The organism is Kitasatospora sp. NPDC097605, assembly GCF_040302725.1.
Taxonomy (GTDB): Bacteria; Actinomycetota; Actinomycetes; order Streptomycetales; family Streptomycetaceae; genus Kitasatospora.
On record NZ_JBEOSF010000001.1, the window covers coordinates 212,938 to 235,169 of the forward strand.

General features: G+C 76.1%; 17 protein-coding genes, 1 tRNA gene and 1 pseudogene. 9 read left to right on the top strand and 10 right to left on the bottom strand.

Going from position 1 to position 22,232, the window contains the following annotated elements; genetic code table 11:
- Nucleotides 1–111: 111 nt before the first annotated feature.
- Nucleotides 112–3,564: a tetratricopeptide repeat protein gene (locus ABTX81_RS00960; protein WP_350540772.1), complete on the bottom strand. Its 3,453-nt coding sequence runs from the start codon at nucleotides 3,562–3,564 to the stop codon at nucleotides 112–114.
- Between the two features lie 383 nt (nucleotides 3,565–3,947).
- Between ABTX81_RS00960 and ABTX81_RS00965 the strand changes: the two genes are divergently transcribed.
- Together ABTX81_RS00965 and ABTX81_RS00970 are read left to right on the top strand one after the other, a co-directional pair.
- A complete protein-coding gene (locus tag ABTX81_RS00965; RefSeq protein ID WP_350540773.1) occupies nucleotides 3,948–4,157 on the top strand; it encodes a hypothetical protein in 210 nt (69 codons plus the stop codon).
- Nucleotides 4,158–4,347: 190 nt separating this feature from the next.
- Nucleotides 4,348–5,580, top strand: a complete 1,233-nt coding sequence (locus ABTX81_RS00970) for a serine hydrolase domain-containing protein (RefSeq protein WP_350540774.1) — start codon at nucleotides 4,348–4,350, stop codon at nucleotides 5,578–5,580.
- A 103-nt stretch (nucleotides 5,581–5,683) separates the two neighbouring features.
- Here the strand turns inward: ABTX81_RS00970 and ABTX81_RS00975 are convergent, their stop codons facing one another.
- The gene (locus ABTX81_RS00975) at nucleotides 5,684–6,265 is read right to left on the bottom strand and encodes a hypothetical protein (protein ID WP_350540775.1); all 582 of its coding nucleotides are present in this window, start codon (nucleotides 6,263–6,265) and stop codon (nucleotides 5,684–5,686) included.
- On the bottom strand, nucleotides 6,255–6,983 hold the full coding sequence (locus ABTX81_RS00980; RefSeq protein WP_350540776.1) for a 2OG-Fe(II) oxygenase: 729 nt from the start codon (nucleotides 6,981–6,983) through the stop codon (nucleotides 6,255–6,257). Before ABTX81_RS00980 ends, ABTX81_RS00975 begins: the two co-directional genes overlap by 11 nt.
- A gap of 142 nt (nucleotides 6,984–7,125) precedes the next feature.
- Here ABTX81_RS00980 and ABTX81_RS00985 point away from each other — a divergent pair, with 142 nt between their 5' ends.
- A complete protein-coding gene (locus ABTX81_RS00985; RefSeq protein WP_350540777.1) occupies nucleotides 7,126–7,251 on the top strand; it encodes a hypothetical protein in 126 nt (41 codons plus the stop codon).
- A gap of 58 nt (nucleotides 7,252–7,309) precedes the next feature.
- Nucleotides 7,310–7,663 carry a VOC family protein gene (locus tag ABTX81_RS00990; RefSeq protein ID WP_350540778.1) on the top strand — a complete coding sequence of 118 codons (354 nt, stop codon included), beginning with the start codon at nucleotides 7,310–7,312 and terminating at the stop codon, nucleotides 7,661–7,663.
- A gap of 35 nt (nucleotides 7,664–7,698) precedes the next feature.
- Here ABTX81_RS00990 and ABTX81_RS00995 read toward each other — a convergent pair whose 3' ends face one another.
- The 5 genes from ABTX81_RS00995 to ABTX81_RS01015 form a co-directional block, all read right to left on the bottom strand.
- Entirely contained in the window at nucleotides 7,699–8,346 is a 648-nt protein-coding gene (locus ABTX81_RS00995; RefSeq protein ID WP_350540779.1) for a 2'-5' RNA ligase family protein, read from the bottom strand.
- A gap of 134 nt (nucleotides 8,347–8,480) precedes the next feature.
- Complete coding sequence (locus ABTX81_RS01000) at nucleotides 8,481–9,437, bottom strand: ornithine cyclodeaminase family protein (RefSeq protein ID WP_350540780.1); 957 nt, start codon at nucleotides 9,435–9,437, stop codon at nucleotides 8,481–8,483.
- Between the two features lie 83 nt (nucleotides 9,438–9,520).
- Nucleotides 9,521–9,592 (bottom strand) — tRNA-Glu (locus ABTX81_RS01005).
- A gap of 91 nt (nucleotides 9,593–9,683) precedes the next feature.
- The gene (gene lanL, locus ABTX81_RS01010; RefSeq protein ID WP_350540781.1) at nucleotides 9,684–12,248 is read right to left on the bottom strand and encodes a class IV lanthionine synthetase LanL; all 2,565 of its coding nucleotides are present in this window, start codon (nucleotides 12,246–12,248) and stop codon (nucleotides 9,684–9,686) included.
- A 140-nt stretch (nucleotides 12,249–12,388) separates the two neighbouring features.
- Nucleotides 12,389–12,556, bottom strand: coding sequence for an SflA family class IV lanthipeptide (locus ABTX81_RS01015; RefSeq protein WP_350540782.1), 168 nt, complete (start codon nucleotides 12,554–12,556; stop codon nucleotides 12,389–12,391).
- A 192-nt stretch (nucleotides 12,557–12,748) separates the two neighbouring features.
- Here ABTX81_RS01015 and ABTX81_RS01020 point away from each other — a divergent pair, with 192 nt between their 5' ends.
- From ABTX81_RS01020 to ABTX81_RS01030, 3 genes are all read left to right on the top strand, one after another.
- The gene (locus ABTX81_RS01020; protein ID WP_350540783.1) at nucleotides 12,749–13,147 is read left to right on the top strand and encodes a nuclear transport factor 2 family protein; all 399 of its coding nucleotides are present in this window, start codon (nucleotides 12,749–12,751) and stop codon (nucleotides 13,145–13,147) included.
- Nucleotides 13,148–13,205: 58 nt separating this feature from the next.
- Complete coding sequence (locus tag ABTX81_RS01025) at nucleotides 13,206–13,679, top strand: DUF3093 family protein (protein ID WP_350540784.1); 474 nt, start codon at nucleotides 13,206–13,208, stop codon at nucleotides 13,677–13,679.
- Between the two features lie 286 nt (nucleotides 13,680–13,965).
- Nucleotides 13,966–14,646 carry a tyrosine-protein phosphatase gene (locus ABTX81_RS01030; protein WP_350540785.1) on the top strand — a complete coding sequence of 227 codons (681 nt, stop codon included), beginning with the start codon at nucleotides 13,966–13,968 and terminating at the stop codon, nucleotides 14,644–14,646.
- A 20-nt stretch (nucleotides 14,647–14,666) separates the two neighbouring features.
- Here the strand turns inward: ABTX81_RS01030 and ABTX81_RS01035 are convergent.
- Nucleotides 14,667–15,232: pseudogene (locus ABTX81_RS01035) on the bottom strand (transposase); the annotation flags it as partial.
- A gap of 610 nt (nucleotides 15,233–15,842) precedes the next feature.
- Here ABTX81_RS01035 and ABTX81_RS01040 point away from each other — a divergent pair.
- Nucleotides 15,843–17,159 (top strand): MFS transporter, encoded by a 1,317-nt coding sequence (locus ABTX81_RS01040; protein ID WP_350540786.1) that lies wholly within the window; start codon nucleotides 15,843–15,845, stop codon nucleotides 17,157–17,159.
- A gap of 12 nt (nucleotides 17,160–17,171) precedes the next feature.
- The gene (locus tag ABTX81_RS01045) at nucleotides 17,172–18,017 is read left to right on the top strand and encodes an inositol monophosphatase family protein (protein WP_350540787.1); all 846 of its coding nucleotides are present in this window, start codon (nucleotides 17,172–17,174) and stop codon (nucleotides 18,015–18,017) included.
- A gap of 284 nt (nucleotides 18,018–18,301) precedes the next feature.
- On the opposite strand, the gene ABTX81_RS01050 is transcribed toward ABTX81_RS01045, so the two are convergent.
- Nucleotides 18,302–22,204 (bottom strand): tetratricopeptide repeat protein, encoded by a 3,903-nt coding sequence (locus tag ABTX81_RS01050; protein WP_350540788.1) that lies wholly within the window; start codon nucleotides 22,202–22,204, stop codon nucleotides 18,302–18,304.
- Nucleotides 22,205–22,232: the final 28 nt, after the last annotated feature.

Sequence of the window (22,232 nt, forward strand, 5' to 3'; positions counted from 1 at the left end):
GAAGTCCCGAAGCCTCGGAAGCCCCGGAAGTCGATCATGAATGTATCGAAGTGGTCGTTCCCGGCGGCAAGGTCGGATCGGGCCTCTGCCCGAACGGGCATCCGCCGCCCGCTACGCCAGGAACCGCAGCGCGGCCGCCGCCCGCCCGCCCACCGGCTCCCCGGCGCGCGCGAGTTCGCCGAGGTACAGGCAGACGTCCGCCCGCGCCGCCCGGGCGCCGGGCACCGCCAGGAAGGCCCGCGCCAGCTCCTCCGGCTCGCCGTCCCCGGCGACCAGACCGTGCAGCAGCTTGCGCACCGCCGGCTCGAACGGATCGTCCGGATCCTCGTACGGACAGCCGACGAACGCCTCCCACGCCTGCGCCGCGGCCGCCGGACCCTCCGTCAGCAACCGCTGCACCGCCACCTCCACCAGCACCGTCGAGGACGCCGCCACCTCCGGTGGCAGCCCCTCCAGCACCTCCCGGGCGTCCTCGAACCGCCCGTCGTGCCGGAACGCCGCCGCGAGCGCGCAGCGCACCGCGACGTCCGTCGGATCCCGGTCCAGCACGGCGGACAGGTCCGCCACCGCCTGCGCCGTGCGCCCGGCCTGCCGGTGCGCCTGACCGCGCTCGGCGAGCGCCCAGGTGTAGTCCGGGTTGTGGGCGAGGGCGGCGCTCAGGTCGGCGACCGCCTCCTCCACCTCGCCCGCCTGCCGGCGCGCCTGGCCCCGGGAACCGAGCGCCCAGGCGTCGTCGGGTTCGAGCGCGAGCGCGGCCGTCAGGTCGGCGACCGCCTCCTCCAGGTCCCCCGCCAGCCGGTGCGCCTCGCCCCGCAGCGCCAGCGCCCAGGCGTACTCGGGGTCGACCGCCAGGACGGCGGTGAGGTCGGCGATCGCGTCGTCCAGCCGGCCCGCCTGCCGGTGCGCCTGGCCGCGCGCCCGCAGCGCCCAGACGTCCGACGGGTCCAGGACCAGCGCCGCCGACAGGTCCGCCACCGCCTCGTCCAGCCGGCCCGCCTGCCGGTGCGCCTCACCGCGCTCGGCGAGCGCCCAGGCGTACTCCGGGTCCAGCGCGATCGCCGCCGTGAAGTCGGTGATCGCCTCGTCGAGCCGCCCGGCCTGCCGGTGCGCCTCACCGCGCTCGCCGACGGCCCACGCGTACTCGGGGTTGAGCGCCAGCGCGGCGGTGAAGTCGGCGATCGCCTCGTCCAGCCGCCCCGCCTGCCGGTGCGCCTGCGCGCGCGAGCCGAGCGCCCACGCGTTCTCCGGGTTGAGCGCGATCGCCGCCGTGAAGTCGGCCACCGCCTCCTCCGGCCGGCCCGCCTGGCGGTGCGCCTCGCCGCGCTCGGCGAGCGCCCAGGCGTTGTCCGGACCGATCGACAGCGCCGCGGTGAGGTCGCCGATCGCGTCGTCCAGCCGGCCCGCCTGCCGAAACGCCTGGCCCCGGGAGCTCAGCGCCCAGGCGTCGTCCGGGTCCAAGGCGAGCGCCGCGGTGAAGTCGGCGATCGCCTCGGCCGGGTGGCCCGCCATCCGGAACGCCTCGCCGCGCTGGGTGAGCGCCCAGGCGTACTCCGGGTCGAGCAGGATGGCCGCGGTGAGGTCGGCCACCGCCTCCTCCAGCCGCCCGGCGAGCCGGTGGGCCTGCCCGCGCGAGCCCAGCGCCCAGGCGTCGTCCGGGTCCAGGGCGAGCGCGGCGGTGAAGTCGGCCATCGCCTCCTCGACCAGCCCGGCCAGCTGCCGGGCCTCGCCGCGCCGGGACAGCGCCCAGGCGTACTCGGGGTCGAGGGCGAGCGCGGCGGTGAAGTCGGTCAGGGCCTGCTCGTGGTGGCCGTGCCAGTTGAGCACCCGCCCGCGGTAGGCGAGCGCCTGCGGCAGGTCGGGGGCGATCGCCACGGCCTGGTCGAGATCGGCGAGCGCGTCGTCGTCGCGGTCCTCGACGAAGTACTGGTAGCCGCGGTGGGTGAGCGCCCAGGCCCGGACCCGGGTCGGCAGCCCCGGGCCGGTGAGCGCGTCGAGCGTCTCCAGGACGGGCTGCTCGCCGCCGGCCGCCGTGTGGATCCGGCGGGCCCAGCGGACCAGCTCGGCGTCGTCGCTGTCCTGGGCCGCCTGGTTGAGCATCTCCGCCCACGGCGCCAGCGCGTCCGGCGCGTCCCCGGCGGTGCGCGCGGTGTGCTCCAGCGCCAGGGCGAGATGGGCCAGCGGGTCCGCGCAGAGCAGGTGGTACAGCTCGTTCAGCAACGGCCGGCGCCAGCGCGGATCGGCGCCGCGCCGGGCCGCCGGCAGGTACTGCTCGACCCCCGCCCGTGCGGCGGTGTGGTGCTCGGCGAGCCGGGTGTGCGCGGCCGTCCACTCCCGGGGGGTGTGGATCCGGCGCCGGCGCACCATGCTGGCGCGGACCACGGCGTGGTACTGCAGGAAGTCGCCGCGCCCGGTCACGAAGGGCTGCGCCGACAGCCAGGCCCAGGCCGCCGGTTCGGCGTCCGGCACGGCGCAGACGAACAGGTCCTGGTTCAGCTGCAGCGGGAGCGCCGCCGCCAGCACCGTCTCCCGGCGCTCCTGCTCGGGGATCCACTGCAGGAAGCGCACCACCGCCTGGTCGACCATGTCCGCGCCGACGTCGGCGACCTCCTCGACCGCGCCGGGGTCGGCGGCCGCCAGCAGCGCGACCAGCAGCGGCAGCCGCATCGACATCCGCAGCACCGCGTCGACCACCAGGGGGTCGGTCACCCCGCGGGCCGCCAGCAGGTCGCGGGCCTCCTGCTCGGTGAACACCTCCAGCGGCACGTCCACCAGGACCGGCCGCCACGGCGCCCATTCGCGCTCGGCGAGCTCGTCCCGGCCGGCCAGCACGAAGACCACCTCCAGCGGCAGCGGGCCGAACGCGTCGTCGAGGATCTCCCGCAGCCAGCCGTCGAGGTAGCGGCCGGTCAGCTCCCAGGTGTCGAGGAACAGCACGACCCACGGCCGCCGGCCCCGGTCCCGCTCGCGCTCGCTCAGCCGGGCGAGTTCGGCGACGAAGGCGCGGCTGAGCGCCGACTCCTCGACGTCGCCGCCGCGCCGGCGCTGGCGCACCCCGGCGATCAGCCGCTCGGCGCCCTGCGCCACGGCGTCCGGGTTGGCCATCGCCGCGACCACGCCCGCGCCCGGCAGCACCGAGGCAGCCCCGAACGCCGCCTGGGTCACCAGCCGGGTCGGCAGGGAGGCGCCCTCGCCGCCGGGCGGCTGCTCCGGCTCGCGGTCCGCCGCGGCCTGCAGCGAGCGCCGGTACTGCTCCACGGCCTTGTCGAACTCCCGCAGCGGGCCCGCCTGTTCGGCGAGCTGGCGGGCGAGCGCGGTGAGCGCCGTCTCGACCCCGTGCACATCGGTCTCGTCGACCAGCGCGGTGAGCGCCCCGGCCCGGCGGGCCGCCTCGCGCCACTGGGCGAGCAGGGTGGACTTGCCGACCCCGCCCACCCCGCGCACATGGAACAGGAAGTCGGCCGGGTCCGGCCCGGAGTCGGGATCGGGGTCGCGGGCGAGGTTGTCGGCGAACAGCGCCAGCTGGGCTCTGCGGCCGATGAAATGCGCACCGGTGCGCTGACGCACCGCCTCCGCACGCGACAGACGCCTCCGTGCCTGTGCCATGCCACCCCCTGCCGCCCACCCGGCGGGCCGCCGACCACGAGTCCGGTGCCGCCGGTGCCGCTGTCGTGAGGACGACCGTAGTGAATCGGCCCCGGGGTTGTCCCGCTTTCGGCCGTCCGTCGTGGCCGGGATGTGTCCCGGTGGCCGTTCTTCGGTGTGATGGAACGTCAGAACACGGCCGTCCGGCCGGATTCACCCTTCCGGCGCAACTTCTCGCCCGTCGGCCCGCGTCGGGTTGCGAAAGCGGCCGGTTCTGCGCGTTCGTGTGCAAACGTGTGTGCCGCCCGGCCGTCCCGCGAGGCGTCCGGCGCAGACTGCTGACCTTCCATCAAGGAGTACCTGAGATGTCGGTTCGTGGAAAGCTCCGCAAGTTCGCCGTGATCGCCACCGTCGTCGCCGCGACGGCCGTGATCGCGCCGACCGCCGCGGTGGCGCACGACTCGGGCGAGCAGCCCTCCTCCTCCGTGTCGGGCCTCGTGGCCGGCTCCGCCGCCGTGGGCCTGATCGGCCCGCGCGCCAGCTGGCTGGAGTTCTTCGAGAGCACCAACGGCTGATCCCGACCGTCGTACGCCCCGGAGCTCCGGCTCCGGGGCGTACCCGTGTTCGCGCCCCGGCCGACGTGACCGTCCTGACCGGCCGGCGGCGGGTGGCGCGGCCGTTCCGTGCGGGGCGCGACTGGGCCCCTCGGAGGACGTCGCGGAGTGTTGTGCCGGGCGGCGGAGGGGCGTCCGCACATAGTGCGGCATGACCTTCTCCCGCACCAAGGCGCTCGCCGCCGCCGTCCTGACGGTCGCGACGCTGACCGCCGTCGCCCTCCCCGCCGGCCCGCCGGCCGCCGCCGAGGGCCTCGCCGAGATCCCCCCGTCCTCGCCCGCCTGCGTCCGCTCGGACCCCGCTGCCGACCCCCGGGCCCGCGAGGTGCTGGACATCGCCCGCCAGGTCCAGCGGGAACTCGACCTGAACGCGGTGCTCCTGCGCGTCTCCGTGGACGGAAACGAGATCGTCACCGGCGCGCTCGGCGAGTCCATGACCGGCGTCGCGGCCGAACCCGCGATGCACTTCCGGGCCGGCTCGATGGCCTTCCCCTTCTTCGGGATCGTGCTGCTCCAGCTCGCCGAGGAGGGGCGGATCGGCCTGGACGACCCGATCGCCCCCTGGCTGCCGGACGTGCCGCACGCCGACGAGATCACCCTGCGGATGCTCGGCGACACCACCTCCGGCCTCGCCGACTACGTCACCGACCAGGGCTTCCTGGACGCGCTCACCGCCGATCCGTTCCGCCAGTGGACCCCGGAGGAACTGGTCGGCATCTCCACCAGCCACCCCTTCTGGTACCGGCCGGGGACCAACTGGAGCTACTCCCACGCCAACTTCGTCCTGCTGGGCGCGGCGTTGGAGAAGATCACCGGGACCCGCCTGGACCACCTGCTGGAGCAGCGGATCTTCGAGCCGCTCGGCCTGCGCCGGACCGTCAACCGCTTCACCCCCGACCTTCCCGCCCCCGTGCTGCACGCCTTCACCACCGGGCGTGGCCGCTACGAGGAGTCGACCTTCTGGAACCCGTCCTGGACCACCGCCCCGGGCGCCGTGCTGGCCACCGACATCTGCGACTTCGGGCGCTCCATCGAGGCCGTCGGCACCGGGGCGCTGCTCTCCCCGGAGTCCTTCCGCACCCAGCTGAACCCCGGCACCGTCGGCCTGCCCGGGCCGGCCGACGGCTGCCCGGAGGACGTCTGCCTGCTCCAGACGGAGGCCCGGCACTTCGGCCTGGGCGTCATCGTCAGCGACGGCTGGATCCTGTCCAACCCGTCGTTCTCCGGCTACGCCGCCATCGAGGCCTACCAGCCGGACACCCGCCTGGCGGTCGCCGTCAGCACCACCACGGGCTGCGCGAGCCCGGACGGGAACACCGCGCAGGAGGTCGCCGCGCGCATCGTCGAGCGCCTCGCGCCGGACCACCCGCTGCAGGTCCTCTGAGCGGACTCCGGGCCGGACTCACCCGAACGGGTGTCGTCCCGTGGGGGGCGGTCGCTCCGTCGATACAGGTGCAGGGGGGTGCGGCGGCTCGACCGCCGCGCCCTCAGGGTCCGGTCGGGGAGGTGCTTGCCGTGGGGTTCGAGGAGTTGGTCCGTGCGCGGTGCGTGGCCGTCGGGGGAGGAGGTCCCGTCGGGCCGTCGCCGTCGCCGTCGCCGTCGCCGCCGATCTGCCAGGTCCGGCCGTCCGCCGTGGCGCCGCGCAGCCCGTCCAGGGTGCCGGGGCCCGCGAGCGCGACGGCGAGGGGACTGCCGGTGGAGGCGAAGCCGACGGTCCGCGCCGGGTCCCAGCTGGTGCTCTGCCGCAGTCGTCGGCTCATGCCCGCCCAGCCGCGCGGACCGGCGGCCACCACCCAGGCGTCCGGCGCGGGGGCGGTGAACCGGCGCGCCTGGCGCAGCCAGGAGGCGGCCTCCTCGGGCCAGTCGACGACGTCCAGCACGGTGCCGCCGTCGGCCTGCCACCGCGCGGCGAAGGCGCGGGCGGCGGCGGTGGAGGCCCCGTCGCGGCCGTGCCCGATCACCACGGACGCGCCTCGTGGCAACAGGCCGGTCAGCACGTCGAGTTCGGCCGCAGTGTGCGGCTCGGCCGGGGTGGCGGCGCCGCGGGCGCCGGGCGGCTCAGGCGGCATCGTGGAACACCAGGCCGAGGGTGTGGCGAAGGCCCGAGCGCACGGTGCTGACGCCGTGCCGCACGGGCGCCGCCGACCAGCCGCGCGCCGAGCGGACGGGGCGGTCCTGGGTGGTGAAGACCAGGCCGTGGCCCTGGGGCAGGGTGGTCGAGGACCCGCGCGACTGGGCCCGGGGCCGCTGCTCGACGGTCAGGAATTCGCCGCCCGTGTAGTCGGTCCCGGGGGCGTCGAGGCCGATGACCACCTGGAGCGGGAACACCAGGCTGCCGTACAGGTCGCGGTGGAGCGCGTTCCAGTCCCCGGCGCGGTAGCGCAGCAGGATCGGCGTGGGCCTGGTCTGCCCGGCGGAGTGGCAGAGCTCCAGCCACTCGGTGAAGCTGTCCGGCCACGGCGCCGGCCGGCGGAGCTTGGCCGCCCAGTCCCGGGCGATCGGCAGCAGCCGGGGGTAGATCGCCTCCCGCAGTGCGGCGACCGCTGCGGGGAACGGCTCCCGGAAGTATCGGTACTGGCCGGAGCCGAACCGGTGCCGCGCCATGTCGACGGTGCTCCGGAAGCGCTCGGCCTCCTCGTAGAGCCCGGCCACCTCCGCGCATTCGGCGGGGTCGAGAAGCATCGGCGTCAGCGCGCTGCCGTGCTCCCCGACCTCCTCGGAGATCGCCGCCCAGTCGGCCCCGTCGACCCGCCGCGCGGGGGTCTCGATCATCGTGTGCACGCTCATGTGCGGCCTCCGGTTCCTCGTCCAGCCTGTCCCACGCCCTCCACTGTGCGCCCGCGGTCCCGCGCCGGGCTGGCGGAAATCGGTCCTCGGGCTCCGCCGGCTCGGAGGCCGTGGGATCGTCGTGGCCGTGAGGGAGACCTGGGTGAAGTACCCCGACCGGGATACCGTCCCGTTCGCCGAGGGGCTGCGGATCGTCGACCACCTCGTGGCCACCGGCTACTGGCCTCCGGACGCCGACCGGGTGGCTGACCGGGTGGCCGACCGCTGACCGGCGGGACGGGAGCGGCGCCGGGCGGCCCGGCACCCGTCCTGGCAGGATGACGGGCATGGAACGTGTGCTGGGAATCGGTGGTTACTTCCTGCGCGCCGCCGATCCGGCGGCCCTGAGCGCCTGGTACCGGGACTGCCTCGGTCTGGACGCCGACGACCACGGCCTGTGGCGGCAGGAGGCCGGGCCGACGGTGTTCGCGGCCTTCGAGTCCGGGACGGACTACTTCGGCTCCCGTGACCAGCAGACCATGCTCAACTTCCGGGTCCGCGACCTGGACGCGATGCTCGCGCAACTGCGGGCCAAGGGCGCGGAGGTGGACGAGGAGACCCAGGACATGGAGGGGGTGGGCCGGTTCGGCTGGGTCACCGACCCCGAGGGCCGTCGGATCGAGCTGTGGCAGCCCGCCTGACCGCCGAGGACGGGGGCGGTGGGGCGTTCGTTCGATCAGCCGTGGGCGAGCGGGATGATCGCCACCGGGGACCAGGAGAGCTGCCAGGCGGTCTCGTCACCGGGGCGGGGGTGCTGTTGGAAGCGGACGTCGAGCAGGTGGACGTCACGGATGCGGAGGGGGACGTGGCTGGGGGAGATCCGCCGGAAGACCGACTGCAGGGCGTCGGAGGAGGCGTCGGACCAGGCGTAGCCGAGTGAGATGTGCGGGCGGCCGCCGTCGTGCAGCAGGGCGCCGGGGCCACGGGTCCGGCGGATGGCGTCGCGGACGCGCTCGCGCAGGTCGAACAGGGCGTGGTCGGGGGAGAGGTCCAGGAAGGCCCCGGCCCGGCTGGCGATCGGCGAGCCGGCCGTGACCTCGAACGGGCGGGTGCCCGCGAGGTGGTCCCGCAGGGCCGCGACGAGGTCGGCGCGCTCCTCGGCCGTGATCCTGTCGGAGGTGGTGTCGGCGATCATGTCGAGGGTGCAGTGCAGCGTGCCGTCGTCCATCGGGGTGATGGGGTGGGGGCGCATCGCCGCTCGGCACTCGTCGACCAGCCGTGCCAGGTCGAGGTCGGTCCCCAGATCGGGGACGGCGTAGACGTGCAGGACGCGGGCGCCGTCGGGCCAGGGCGCGCCCTGGAACTTCGGAACGAACTTCTCCACGGTCGTCTCCTCCGTCGCACAGCGGGCGGGGTCGGCGTGTCGGGTTCGGGGCGGTCGGTGTCCTGGAAACGGTAGCCGCCGGGGAGGCGGTCCCAGAAGTAGGCCTCCCGGCGCGGGTGAGGGGCGGTCAGCGGTCAGTGGAAGGCGAAGGAGGTGGTCGCGGCGTCGGAACGGGCGGCGAGGTAGACGGGCCAGGCGAGGGCGAGGTCCTGCCAGGGGAGGCCGATCGGGGCGAAGACGGTGGGCCGGTCGTCGGGGCGGGCCGGGGCGGTGCCGCGCAGGATGTCGCCGAGCGGGGTGGCGAGGGCCGGCTCCAGGGCGGCGCTGTGCAGGACGCCGGAGGCGGCGGCGAGGGCGGGATCGTCCACGACGAGGCGGCTCGCGCGCAGCAGGGCCGGGGAGAGTTCGGTCTTGCCGGGTTCGTCGAAGCCGAGGCTGGTGAGGTGGAGGCCGGGTCGCAGCACATCGGCGTCGAGCAGCGGCTCGCGCGACCAGGTCGCGATGAGCACGATGTCGGCGGCCTCGACGGCGGCCCGCGCGGTGGGCGCGACCCGGCCGACGGCCGCGGCGCGCTCCGGGTCGAGGTCGTAGGCGTACACCTCTCCGATCGGCCGCAGGGTGCGCAGGGCCCGGAGCACGGTCCGGTTCTGGGCGCCGGCGCCGATGACGGCGACCGTCGTGGCGTGCTCCGGGGCGAGCGCGTGGGTGGCCAGCGCGGCGGCCAGCCCGGTCCGCCAGGCGGTGACGGAGGCGGAGTCGAGGAGCGCGAGCAGTTCGCCGTCGGCCAGCGCGTGCAGGCAGACGATGCCGCGCAGGGCGGGGGTGGCGGCCGGGAACTTGGCGTTGACCTTCACCGTGTACGCGGGCACGTCGGGGAGCAGCCCGGGGAGGAGGCACATCGCGGTTCCCGGGCCGGGCAGGCGCGTGCCCACCCGTCGGGCGGTGGGCGGTCGGTCGTCCGGCGGTCGGTCGTCCGACGGGTGATCGGCGGGGAGCCGGCCGGCGGCGCGGAAGCCCGTGTCGAGCGCCGCCAGCACGGCCGGAATGTCCAGGGCGGCCTCGACGTCCGCCCGGGAGAGCAACAGGGTCATGGGGAGCGGTCTCCTCCCGGCACCGGGAACGGCGGACGCGAAACAGGGGCGGCACCCGCCATACGGTTGCCGCCCCCGGGGGATGGAGCGCCGGGCCCGAATCGAACGAACTCTTCCCGCTGAAAGCGGGCGTGCTGCCAATGCACCACCGACGCCTGGCCGACCGGGCTTCCCGCCGCCTGCGCGGCCCGCCCTCTCGACGGGAAGAACGTACCAACGGATGATCAGAAATTGAAATCCGCCGGGTCAGACCGGGAACAGCAGGCCCGGGCGCGGACCGCCCCGGCGGTGGAGGCGGCGCAGGAAGGCGAGCACACCGGGAGTGCCGACGGCCCAGGCGGGTGACTCGGTACCGGGGTCGCGACCGGGAAGCAGCGGGCGGCCCCAGGGCCCGCCGCCGCGGGCCAGGACGAGGCCCGCGAGCTCCTCGGCGGCGCGCCAGTGGCGTTCGTCCCCGGTGGCCGCGGCGAGGTCGACCAGCAGCTCGCCGGCGCCCGCCAGGCCGCAGCACTGGCCGGTCGCGCCCGTCCGCGGCGCGAGCATGCGGCAGGCGGCCGCGGCCTCGGCGGCGCGGTCGAGCAGGGCCGGTTCACGGTACTGGCGGGCGGCCTGGACCAGTACGGAGCCGATGCCGGCGAGCCCCCGGCACCAGGAGCCGTAGCGGCGGGTCGCGCCGGGGTCGCCGGCGGCCGCCGCGAGCCGGGGGACGTCGGCGGCGAGGCCGTCGACGAGGCGCCGGGCGTCCTCCGCGTGCGGGCCGGGCAGGGCGAGCAGGAAGTGGGCGACACCGGCCCGGCCGTGGGCGAAGCCCTCCACGAGCGCCGCGGTCCCCGGGTGGGGCTCCTCCCGCGGGTCGGTGGAGCGGCCGTCGGTCAGCCGCCGGGCGCATTCGGCGGCGACGGCCAGGTGCCGTTCGGCCTCCTCCGGGCGGCCGTCGGCGCGGGCCGAGCGGGCCAGCAGCAGTCGGGCGGTGCCGACCCCTGCGGCGCCGGAGATCTGGTCGGCCGGGAGGTCGTCGCCGAGCAGCCCGCCCGTCCCGGCGGGCCGCTCGGTGCCGAGCAGGTGGGCCGCGTGGGCGAGGAAGAGGTCGACGCCGGCCCGGCCGTCGTACAGCCCCGGGCCGAGCCGGTCGAGGGCGGGGTGGGCGGCCGTCCACCGGGCGAGGGCGGCGGCCGCCGCGCGGACCTCCGGCAGGTCCGGGTGCTGGAGCAGCTCCAGGCCGAGTCCGGCGGCGCCGTCGTAGAGCGACAGCAGGGTGCGCGGCCGCCCGCCCCGGGGGTCCGCGTCCACCAGCTCGTGCGCCATCCGGACACAGCGGTCGAGGGTGTGCCGGACGGCCTCGCCGAGCACATCCCCGCGCACCGCCGGCGGCCGCCGGTCCGGGCCGGCCGTCCGGACGGGGGCGCCGTGGCGCAACTCGGCGGCGGCCGAGGCCCGCTCCCCGGCGTCGAGGCTCAGGAGTCCGGCCACCACGGTCACCACCGCGTCCGCCGCCTGCTGCCCGCCGGGGGGCAGGGCGCCGGCCAGACAGGTGAGGGTGCGCTCGCGGTTGACGGCCGGGTCGGGGTCGATCACCACGGGGTCGAGTCCGGTGGCGGCCCAGTGCAGCGTGGCGCCGAGCGCGTAGTAGTCGTCGGCGGGCCGCGCCTCGGCGGCGCCGGGCAGGCCGTAGCCCCGGGTGGCGCCCTCGGGCCGTTCGCCGGCCAGGGAGCTGACGCCGAAGTCGACCAGCGAGGCGCCGCCCGAGCCGTCGAGCACCACGTTGGCGGGCTTGAGGTCGCACATGACCACCCCGCGCGCGTGCACCGCGTCCAGCACGGTCAGCAGCCCGCGCGCCAGCGCCCACCAGTCCCGACCGGCCGCGCCCCCACCGGCCGGCGGGTACGGGCCCGAGACCAGGACGTCGCGGCGCAGGTCGCGCGGGCCGCAGGCGGTGCTCACCAGGTACTCGTCCTCGCCGTGCCGGAAGTAGTCGACCAGTCGCGGCACTCCGGGCACCCCGCCGAGCGCGTCGAGGACCCGCCGCTCGTGCCGCAGCCGGCCGCGCGCGTCGGTGCCGGACGGGTCCTCGGCGACGAAGGCGCGGGCCTGCTTGACCACCACCGCCAGCCCGGTGGCGAGTTCGACCGCGCGGTAGACGTGCCCGTTCGGCGAGCGGGTGATCCCCGCGGTGATCCGGTAGCGGCCGTCGCCGACCCGGGTGGTCGACTCCCGCCGCGGCGCCTGGGCGGCGAACGGGTCGGCCGCCCACGGCGGTTGGCGGTAGGCGCCGGCGGCGAGGCCGGGGAAGGCCTCTCCGGCGGGACCGGTCATGACGAGCTCCGGGTCGTCGCCGGTAGCCCGGAAGGGCCCGTACCGGTAGTAGACCGGGGCGTCCGCCCGTACCTGCCGGTCGCTGACCACCCGGGGGCCGGGGCGGCCCGCCAGCACCTCGGCCAACTCGGCCGCCAGCGCCTCGATCCCGCCCGGCGCCGGGTAGACCGTGACCGCCTTGCCGACGGCGGCGGCGCCGCGCAGTCCGGAGTTGAGCCGCCCCAGCACGGCGGCGTCGGCGGCGAACTTGGCGTCGCAGCGGTGCCGGAGCAGGACCGGGAGCACCAGGTCGACCAGCTGCGCCAGGTGCTCGGGCCGGGCGGAGAGGTGGAGCTTCCAGCCGTGGGCGAGGGCCGGCATCCGGGGGTCGTGCAGGTACAGCCAGCCGTCACCGGAATGCAGCCGGCGGCGCGCGCCGGCCGGCGCGGCCAGGTGGGCCGCGATCCGGGACCGCACCTCCTCGGCCGCTCCCCGGCTCTGTGGTGCCGCTGTCGCCATCGCCGTGCCACCCCTCCCGCGATCCGCCTTCTGCTGCGCCGGGTGCTGCCGAGTCCGGCCCCTCCCGGTCAGGAACGGCGTGACCGCCCGGCGGTCGCCCGCCAGGCGGTCACCTCCCTAATCGGACCGCTCGGTGCGGGTCAGTAGTCGAGCCCGCACTCGAAACGGGTGGGGACGTAGGTGACCCACGGGTCGGCGAGACACATCACCGGGGCGAGGTCCGCGTTGAACTCGTCCTCGAAGGCGATGGTCTCCTCGTCGATGTCCAGCAGGCCGGCGTCGCGGATCTCCAGAACCTGTGCGCTCATGATGGGCTCCTCCCGTAGAGGGTCGGTGGATACCTGTTCGACGGCATGCTCATGCTAGCCAGCTCCTGGCGTTCACCATAGGGGCGCGACATCGTCACATTCGGAACACCGGGAGCAGGGGCGTCGCATGACGATGTGTGACATGTCATCGAACGGCAGACCGAGGGAATCCGCGGTGCTACGGTCGGGCCCATGTCCAAGACCGAGATCGACCAGCTGACCGCCGAGTTCTTCGGGGCGTTCGACAACCGCGACGGCCGGCGCGCCGACGTGGCCCGGATCCGGCGGCTGATGCTCCCGCAGGGAGTGATCGTCTGCGCCGCGCCGACCTTCACGGTCTACTCCGTCGAGGAGTTCGTCGAGCCGCGCGAGCGGCTGCTGAACGACGGGCGGCTGGTCGGCTTCGCGGAGTGGGAGACCTCCGAACGGACCGAGATCGTCGGCGGCATCGCCACCCGCACCGGCGAGTACCGCAAGTCCGGGACGCTGGACGGCCGGCCGTACGGGGGCGGCGGCACCAAGACCTTCCAGTTCGTCCGCACCCCCGAGGGCTGGCGGATCGCCGCCTTCTCCTGGCACGACGAGGCCTGAGCCCGTCCGCGGCGGCCCGGCTGTGGAGAACGGCCGGCGGCGTGGCAGCATCCCGGATGTGGTGATCTACGACGAACGACTCTCCGTCCCGCTGCGCTGGTGGCTGGCCGCCCTGACGGCCGCCGCCGCGCTCACGGCCGCGCTGCTCCCGCTCGGCCCGCTGCCCGCCCTGGCCGGCGGCGCCCTGCTGATGGCGGTGGCGGCCCCGGCGCTGAACGGCTACGGCGCGGTCCGGATCCGGGTCTGCGACGGCGTCCTGGTGGCCGGACCGGTCGTCCTGCGCGGCGAGCACACGGGCGCGGTCGAAGTCCTCGACCAGGCCGCCGCCTTCGCCTGGCGTACCCGCCTGGCCGGCCCCCGCGCCCGCCTGCTCATCCGCAGCTACCTGCCGCGCGCGGTCCGCGTCGAGGTCGCCGAACCCTCCCTGCTCTGCCCGTACGTCTACCTCTCCACCCGCCGCCCCGAAGCCCTCGCCGCCGCCCTGGCCGAAGCCCGCGACCACTGCAGAACCTCGTCCGCCCCCGCCCGCTGACGTCCCGCCGGGTACCGCGGCCCCCTCCGGGCCGGGCGACGAGCCGCCCGCCCGCACGGCCCGCGACGTGGCGAAGCGTACGGGCCCGACCTACCCGCCACCGGAGCGCCGCCCGCCCGCCGGCTCCCTCCCCGACTCCGGCCCCACCGACGACATCGCCGTGCCGCTGATGGTGAGGGCCGCCCGGACCGACCTGCCTGGTGCCGTGACCGCATATGTTTGCCGGGTCTCGTGCCCGCCAGGAGGGTGGTGAGGGTCCCTTCAGCGGATGGCCTAGCGTGGCGAGGTGATCGTTGACGAGGTGGGAAGCGGCGCGGTGCGAGCCGCCGTTGCCGGTGTGAGGAACTTCCGGGACGCCGGCGGGGTCGGCCTCTTGCCCCGAGGCGTGCTCTACCGTTCCGGTGCGTTGGGGGAGTTGACGGTGGAGGGGGCGCGATCTCTGGGCGGTCTGGGTGTGCGTACGGTCGTGGACCTGAGGAGTGTTCCCGAGGTCGCGGAGCGGCCGGATGCGCTGTACGGCCTCGGTTTCGAGTACCTGCACGTTCCGGTGTACGCCGAGCAGAGATGGCCTGCAGACCAGCTGGAGCTCTATCCCTCCATGGCCGAGCACGCCGGATGGTCGGTGGTCGCGGTCATCCGCAGGCTCCTGGTGGCCGGCGGGCCGCCCGTCCTGGTGCACTGCGCCTCGGGGAAGGACCGTACGGGTGTGGTGGTTGCTGTCGTTCAGACGTTGCTGGGTGCGTCCGAAGCCGAGGTCACCGGGGACTTCCTACGTTCCAATGCCGAGTTGGGCCTGACCGGTCCAAGGGCGTCGTCGGGGCTGACTCACGGCACCCGATCGATCGCCGCCCACCACCTCCGGCGGGCTCTGGTCTGGATCCGAAGCCACCACGGCTCCATCCCTGCCTATCTCATCGCGCACGGTGCCAAAAAGTCCGAACTGGAGGCACTGGCCCGGCTGACCTGAGCCGTTTTGATGGGGCTGGGTCAGGCCGCGAGTGCTGGTCTGCCGTCCCAGCGAAGTTCCTTCTGGCTGCGGATGCGGGCACGTTCGCGGCGCGGGGCGGCCAGGACGCCGGGGTGGCGGGCGTTGGCGTTGCGCCAGCGCAGATGGGCGTGCAGCGCCCGGGTCTGGACGGTGTGGTCGGGGTGGCGGGAGTTCGCCGGGGTGAACCGCCGCAGCGTTCCGAAGTGCGCCTCGATCGGGTTCGCCCAGGAGGCGTTGGTCGGGGTGAAGCACAGCTGGACGTTGTTGTTCTTCGCCGAGCGCCCGATCTGCTTGCCGGTGTTGGCGGAGAGGTTGTCCAGGATCACGTAGATGGGGGCTCCGTCCGGGCGGGCGGCCCGGACCGACTTCAGTGCGGCCACAGTGTTCGCGGTGCCCTTGCGGCGCCGGTCGACTCCCCACAGCGTGTCGTCGCCGATGGACCAGAAGCCGTGAAAGCAGGTGACGCCGTGGGTGCGGTGGTAGGTCGCAGGCAGGCGGTCGGGCCGTCCCTGCCGGGCCGGCAGGCACCAGCGGTGGGGCGGATGCCGAGCGGCCCGAACTCGCCGGCGACATGGGGTGCGCGGCTGACGTCGGGCACCGGCCGGCTGACCTGCTCCGCTGCATCCGGCGCCTCCACGTCCGTGTTGTTCTGGGCGCCGGCCTGCGACCTGGGCCGACTGCGAGTCTGGCCGTTCCGGCCGCAGTACGGAGGGGTGCAGGTTGGGCGGTGACCCGCGTTGGCGGCAGGTCTGGTTGCTCGCGGTGCGGTTGGGAGGTGGTGTCCGCGCGTGTGGGCGCGTCCGGTTGGGTGTGGGGCCGTGACCGGTGCTGGCTGCTCGGGATTGGCCGCTCTGCAGCCGCCGGGAGACTGTGCTGGATCGTGGCTGGTGTTGCGCCCGACGCCTCTGGTGGTGCTGGGTCTGCCGGGTGGGAATCGCCGTCTGCACGGTGTGCTGGGCGGCGGCTGGCGTGGGTCCCACGGCTTGCCGCTCCGGCGGTTCGCCGGAGGGGGTGTCCGGTTGTGCAGGCGCATGGTGTCGGGTGTGGGGCCGTGACCGGCCGCGAGTCCGACGGCTGGCCGTCCCGGGATCCGCCGGAGGGGGCGGCCGTCGGTGCCGACGCGCTGTGGCGCGCTCCTCTGCGCCGTCCGTGGGGGAGCGGGCCGGCGGGCGGCGGTGGGCATCATCCTGACCGGACGGCAGCGCGATCGATGGGGGGCGGTGTCGGTGCTGCGGGCGCGGGGGCGGGTGCTGCTGGGGTTCGCGGTGTTCGGGGTGTTCTGGGGCACGTGGGGTGCGCTGATTCCGGAGATCCAGCGGCGGGCGCGGGTGGACGACGGCGAGCTCGGTGTCGCCGTCCTGATGATCGGCCTCGGCGCGCTCTGCTCGATGCGCCCGGCCGGTGCGGCCGTGGACCGCTTCGGCCGCACCGCCGTCGCGGCGCTCCTGCTGCTGATGGCGGTGGCGGCCGTGCTGCCCGGCCTGGCGCGCGGCGCACCGGCGCTGATGGCCGCGCTCGCCGTGCTCGGCGCGGCGTCCGGGGCCGTCGACGTGGGCGTCAACGCGCTGGCGAGCGCGGAGGAGAGCCGGTCCGACCCGCTGATGAACGCCGCCCACGCCTGCTTCTCCGCCTGCGTGGTGTGCGGCGCCCTCGGAACGGGCCTGGCACTGGGCCGCGGCCTCGCCGCCGACACGGTCCTGCTGCCGGTGGCCGCGCTGCTCGCCGGGGCCGCCGCCGTGGTCGGCGTCCCGGGTCCGGACCGGGCGCGTCCCGCACCCGCACCCGCACGCCCGCCCGCCGCGGGCCGCGCTCGACGGCCGGCGGGCGGCGGCGCCGCCAACCGGTCGCTACTGCGGCTCGGGGTGCTGTGCGCGCTCGCGTTCCTGGTCGAGAACGCCTGGCAGAGCTGGAGCGCGGTGATGCTGCGCTCCGTCCTCCACACCGGCTCCGCCACGGCCGCGGCCGGGCCCGTGGTGTTCGCGGCCTCCGCCGCCGTCGGCCGGCTGGCCGGGCACGGGCTCACCGCCCGCCTGCCGCAGCGTCACCTGCTCGCCCTGGGCGCGGCGGTCGCGGCAGCCGGCACGCTGGGCGCCGCGCTGGCCCCGGGCGTGGGGACGATGCTCGCGGGGCTCGTGGTGGCCGGCCTCGGCACCTCGGTGTGCGCGCCGACGATCCTGTCGCTGGCCGGAGCGCGGGCCCGCCCCGAGGTGCGGTCGTCGGCTGTGGCCGTCGTCGCCTCGGTCGGTTACGGCGGCTTCCTCGTCGGGCCCGCCGCCGTCGGCCTGACCGCCTCGGTGGCGGGCCTGCGCTCCGCTCTCGCCGCAGTGGCGGGAGTGGCGGCCGTCCTGGCGCTCGCCGTGCTGCGGACCCGCCCGGCCCCGTCGGACGCGGAGTGCTCGTCGGACGCGGAGCGCCCGACGGACGCCAGGGGCGCGCCAAGCCGCCCGGACCGTCCGTCTGTTCGGTCGGGGCCCGGGGAACCGAAGCTGTGATGTGATGGACGGATGATCGAGGAACAGTTCGCCGCGGAGTGCCTGGGCCCGGTGGAGGAGGCGGTCCGGCGGGCGGCGGCCGCCGAGATCATGCCGCGCTTCCGCGCGCTGACCGCCGACCAGGTGGCCGAGAAGAACGGCCCGCACGACCTCGTCACCGTCGCGGACCGGGGCGCCGAGGCGCACCTGACCGCCGCTCTGACCGCGCTGCTCCCCGGCTCGGTCGTGGTGGGGGAAGAGGCGGTCGCCGCCGACCCGGGCCTGTACACGGAGCTGGCCGGGGACCGCCCGGTCTGGATCGTCGACCCGATCGACGGCACCCGCACCTTCGTCCGCGGCGACGAGGGGTTCTGCACGCTGGTCGCCCTCGCCCACCGCGGCGAACTGCTGGCCTCCTGGACGTACGCCCCGGCCCGTGACCGGATGGCGACGGCCCTGCGGGGCGGCGGCGCCCTCCTGGACGGCGTTCCGCTGCACGCGGGTTCACCGGCCGACGGCGCGCCGCTGGAGATCGCCGCCTCCTTCCCCTTCCACACCACGCCCGCGGCCAAGCGCGCCCTGCTGCGCCTGCGCGCCGAGGGCGTGCACACCCGGCCCTGCGCGGGCTCGGCGGGGCTGGAGTACGTGGAGATCGCCCGCGGCGGCCTCGACGCGACCGTGTTCGCCTGGGAGAACGCCTGGGACCACGCGGCCGGCCTGCTCCTGGTCGCCGAGGCGGGCGGCGCCCACGCCACCCTCGCCGGCACCCCCTTCCGCCTCGCCGGCGGCAACGACCTGCCCTTCACCACGGCCCGCGACGGGGAGACCGTCGCCCGTGTCCGCCACCTCCTCCTCGGGGACCACCCCATCGCCCCGTGACCGGCCAGGGCTGCCGAACGGGCGCCGCGCCGGGCGGGACTCCGGCGGCCGCGACCGGCGGCAGGTGACTCGCGTCCGGGAGGCCGGGGCCGGGGGCGATTTGATGCTCCTTGTGCACGCGGGCAGCCGTGCCGACGCCGCGCGGCACGGCCACCGGGCCGGGGCGGCGGGGAGGCCTCGCCGGGCGCACTCGCGCGGGACACCGGACGGCGCGCGCCGAGCTCGTCCTCGCCGGGGCTGTTCCGGAGGCTCCCGGGCGGTCGCCCAGCCCTGGCCGGGGCCGGTCAGGCGCCGATGTGGTCGCGGAGGGCGTCCGGCAGGCGGCGGCCGGTGACGGAGCGCCAGGCGCGTTCCACGGCGCGGGGGCCGAGGTCGCGGGCCAGGTGGCCGAGGTTGAGCACGCTGGGCCAGGTCAGGGGATGGGGGAACTCCTCGTAGCAGGTGATGCTGCGGACCAGCCACTCCATCGCCTCGCGCGGGCGGCCCTGCTCCGCGGCGAACAGGCCGAACTGGCCGAACGTCCGAGCCAGGCCGGGGGTGTCGCCGATCCGGTGCGAGACGTCCAGGGCCTTGCGGTACCGGGCCTCGGCGTCCGCCGCCCGGCCGTCGTTCTGCGCGGTCATGCCGAGCTGGTGGTAGCTCACCGAGACGCCCGCCTGGTCGCCCAGCTCCTCCCGGACGGTCAGCGCGTGCGCGTACCAGGTCTCCGCGCCGGCCAGGTCGCCGCGCCGGGCGGCGACGACGCCGAGCTGGTGCTGGCTGATGGCCGTGCCGTGCCGGTCGCCGAGGTCCTGCCGGATCCCCAGCGCCTTGCGGTGCCAGGACTCGGCCTGCTCGAACCGCTCCTGCGCCGACGCCAGGACGCCGAGCTGGTGGTAGCCGCGGGCGGTGTCGGGCAGGCTGCCCGACTCCTCGGCCAGGGCCAGCGCCTCCGTGCACCACTTCTCGGCCGCGGCGAGGCGCCCCAGTTCGGCCGCGACGGCGGCGAGCCGGTGGTGGAGGTCGGTCGCCAGGGGCCGGTCGGCCGACGGGTCGGCGGAGGCCAGCGCGCGCCCGAAGCAGAGGTAGGCCTCCTCGAAACGGCCCTGTTCCTGGGCCAGGACGCCGAGCTGGTGCCGGCAGGCCGCCGCCCGCTGGGACTCGCCGAGGCGTTCGAAGGCGTCGAGCGCCTCCCGGGTCCGCCGCTCGGCGTCCTCCGGCCGGTCGAGGCGGTGGGCGATCACCGCCAGCTGGTGGTGGCCGATCGCGATGCCGTGGGCGTCGCCGAGCCGCTCCAGGACGGCGAGCGCGCGCAGGTACCAGGCCTCGGCCTCGGCGAACTCGCCCCGGTCCACCGCGATCCGGCCGAGCTGCTGATAGCCGTCCGCGAGGTCGTCGAGCTGGTCGGGGTCCGGCGTCCGCTGGTCGACGGCGTGGTGGATCTCCCGGAAGGAGCGCTCGGCCTCCTCCGTCCGGCCCGCCCGGACCAGGCGCCGGGCGTCGGCGCCGACCACGGACAGCCAGAGCGCGCCGGCCGGGGTGTCGGCCGCCGGCGGGTCGCCGTCGGGCGCCTCCAGCGCGGTCCGCACCCGGTCGGTCCAGCCGCGTGCCTCGGTGTCCAGCCCGTGGGCGCTCCAGTGGGCGTACAGCGGCCGGACGAGCGCCAGGGCCTGCAGCCACAGACCCTGCTCGACGGCCCGGTCGAGCAGGCCGCCGATGGTCCGCCGCTGGAGGTCGAGCGCGGTCAGTGCGAACTCGGTGCTTCCGCCGAGCAGTTCGCGGGTGAGCAGCAGGCAGAAGTTGACCTGCGCGCCGAGCAGCGCCTGCGCCGCGGCCGCGTGCTGCCCGGCGAACCCGGGCTCCTCCGCACGCCACCGGGCGGCCAGGACGGCGGCGACCGCCGGGGGGACCCGGAAGGCGGTGCCGTTCGCGGGGGTGAGCAGACCGAGACCGGCCGCCCGCTCCAGCAGCCGCTGCCAGTCCTCGGTGCCGCGGTCCCGGAAGGGCTCGGGCGCGAGCGGCTGACGGGAGAGCAGGGCGAGCACGGTGGCGTCGGCGGTTCCGTGGAAGAGCGTGACGGCCGCCAGCGCCCGCCGGTCGGCGGCGGAGAGCCGGGCCAGCGCGTAGCCGGTACTGACCGCGAGCACCGTGTCCCCGGCCGCCGTGTCCTCGCCCGCCGGACCGCTGGCCCCGGCCGCCGTGTCCCCGCCCGCCGGACCGCCGGCCCCGGCCGCCGCGCCGCGCACCAGGGTGTCCAGGGTGTGCCACGGTTCATGCGCGCCGAGCGACGACAGGACCAGCCGCATGCTCAACGGGTGCCCGCCCAGCCACTCCAGCAACTGGCCGAAGACCCGCAGACCGCGCTTGCGGTCGGTGTCGGGGTCGGGGGCGAGCAGCCGGTCGGCGTACGCGACGGCCTCGTCCGGGGCCAGGCCCGGCACCTCGATCCGCAGTGGCCCGGGGCCCAGCCAGTCCTCCGTGCCACGGCTGGTGAGAACCACCGCGCCGCGCCCGCCCCGGGCCACCCGTTCCAGGAACGCCCGCAGTTCGGCGCGTTCCTCCTCGGTCGGGGCCGGGGTGGCCAGGGCCGGGTCGTGCTCCGTGTCCAGGGACTCGACGCCGTCCCAGATCAGCAGGACGTCGCCGGCGGCGAGCGCCTCCTCGACGGCCTCCCGGCGCTCGGCGGGCGCGAGCGGGTCGAAGTCCTCGGGGGCGCACAGCCGGCGGCCGATCCGGTCGACCACCCCGGCCAGGCCGAAGGAGGCCACCCCCGGCTCGAAGGGGTGCAGGACGACCGAGTCCGGTCCGTCCACCGCGCCGGTGTCCCGGCACCAGCGGCCGTAGGCCTTCGCCAGCTCCGTCTTGCCGACACCCGCGGGGCCGTGGAGGACGACGACGCGGTGGAGCCGGGCCGCCGCGTCCAGGCCGAGCAGCAACCCGTCCCGTCCGACGAACTCCCCGACGGCGGCGAGGTCCGCCAGCCCGTCCCGGGCGTCGACCGGGGAAGCCTCGCCGGCGCCGGACAGCACGGGTTGCCGGCCGGTCCGCTCCGTCCGCGTCGCGGGGAAGGTCAGCTCGTTCCGGCGGTAGAGGGCCGGGACCAGCCAGTCGGCCAGCGGCAGCGGACCCCTGAGCGAGACCCGCCGGTCCTGCTCGGCGAGGCGCCGACGGCCGGCCGCCACCGCACGGGTGAGCGGGTCGCCGGAGCCCAGCCGCTCGTAGACCGCCGTCAGGAACCCGGCGGCGGCCGTCGCGTCGAGGCCGTAGGGCAGCGCGAGCACGGCGGCGGCGCCCTCCTGGAGCAGCCGGAGGGCCGCCTCGGCCTCGGCCTGTCCGGCCGGGTTGCCCGACCTGCGGGTGCCCAGGACCACCAGCGGGACCGCGGCCGAGGCCAGCAGCCGGGCGACGCGCTGGACCGGCACCGGCTCCGGGCTCCCGTCCGGGTCCCCGTCCGGCCGCTCGAACAGCAGCCCGCCGAGGAGGTCGCGTCCGAGGGCGGACTGTTCGGGGAGTACTCCGGGACCGTCGAAGTGCACGACCTGGAACGGCCGGCCCTCCTCGCGCGCCGCACGGAGCGTCTCGCCGAGCCCGGCGAGGGTCGGCGGGCGCAGTACCCGCAGCTCGACCGCTCCGCCGTCCGCGCCGAGCCGCCGCAGCAGGGGGAGGGCGACGGTCGGTCGAGTGGAGTCCCCGGGGCCGCCCGCCCGGGTGACCACCAGAAGCACCCGAAGGGGTGAACCGTCCGCCACCGTGACCGCGTCGCGGGGGTCGGCCGCCGCCGGGCTGCGGATCACCGTCATGTCGTCGAGGGCCGGCGGGAACGGGCGGTCCGGGTCCGCCGCCAGGTCCCAGGGCAGGGCGAGCAGCGGCGCGGAGTCCGAGCGCAGCACGATCTCCAGCGCGCCGCCGCGGACCCGTGCCCGGGCCCGCGCCCGCAGGTAGGAGTCGCGGGCGGGGCCGTCGCCGAACAGCGCGGCGAACATCCGCGCTCCCCAGCCCGGGAGCTGACGGGCGGTGTGCGGGCCCCGCTCGCCGTAGGCCCCGAACGGGGTCCGGAGGTGGTCCTCCAGGTACCAGCGCAGGCTGTCCAGGGCCGGGTCGCCCAGGGGCCTGCGCAGCCATCCGGCGTCGACGGCGGGCGCCGGGACCTCGTCTCCCGGCGGCCACTCCGTCACGGACATCCGGCCGTCGGCGTGGAGATCCAGCACCAGACGTTCGACCACAATCGCCCCCAGC

Coding starts and splice junctions, on each gene's coding strand:
- ABTX81_RS01015 (WP_350540782.1), bottom strand. CDS start 12,556: ATGAGCGCACAGGTTCTGGAGATCCGCGACGCCGGCCTGCTGGACATC.
- ABTX81_RS00975 (WP_350540775.1), bottom strand. CDS start 6,265: ATGCCGCCTGAGCCGCCCGGCGCCCGCGGCGCCGCCACCCCGGCCGAG.
- ABTX81_RS01020 (WP_350540783.1), top strand. CDS start 12,749: ATGTCCAAGACCGAGATCGACCAGCTGACCGCCGAGTTCTTCGGGGCG.
- ABTX81_RS01000 (WP_350540780.1), bottom strand. CDS start 9,437: ATGACCCTGTTGCTCTCCCGGGCGGACGTCGAGGCCGCCCTGGACATT.
- lanL (WP_350540781.1), bottom strand. CDS start 12,248: ATGGCGACAGCGGCACCACAGAGCCGGGGAGCGGCCGAGGAGGTGCGG.
- ABTX81_RS00965 (WP_350540773.1), top strand. CDS start 3,948: ATGTCGGTTCGTGGAAAGCTCCGCAAGTTCGCCGTGATCGCCACCGTC.
- ABTX81_RS00990 (WP_350540778.1), top strand. CDS start 7,310: ATGGAACGTGTGCTGGGAATCGGTGGTTACTTCCTGCGCGCCGCCGAT.
- ABTX81_RS00970 (WP_350540774.1), top strand. CDS start 4,348: ATGACCTTCTCCCGCACCAAGGCGCTCGCCGCCGCCGTCCTGACGGTC.
- ABTX81_RS00980 (WP_350540776.1), bottom strand. CDS start 6,983: ATGAGCGTGCACACGATGATCGAGACCCCCGCGCGGCGGGTCGACGGG.
- ABTX81_RS01045 (WP_350540787.1), top strand. CDS start 17,172: ATGATCGAGGAACAGTTCGCCGCGGAGTGCCTGGGCCCGGTGGAGGAG.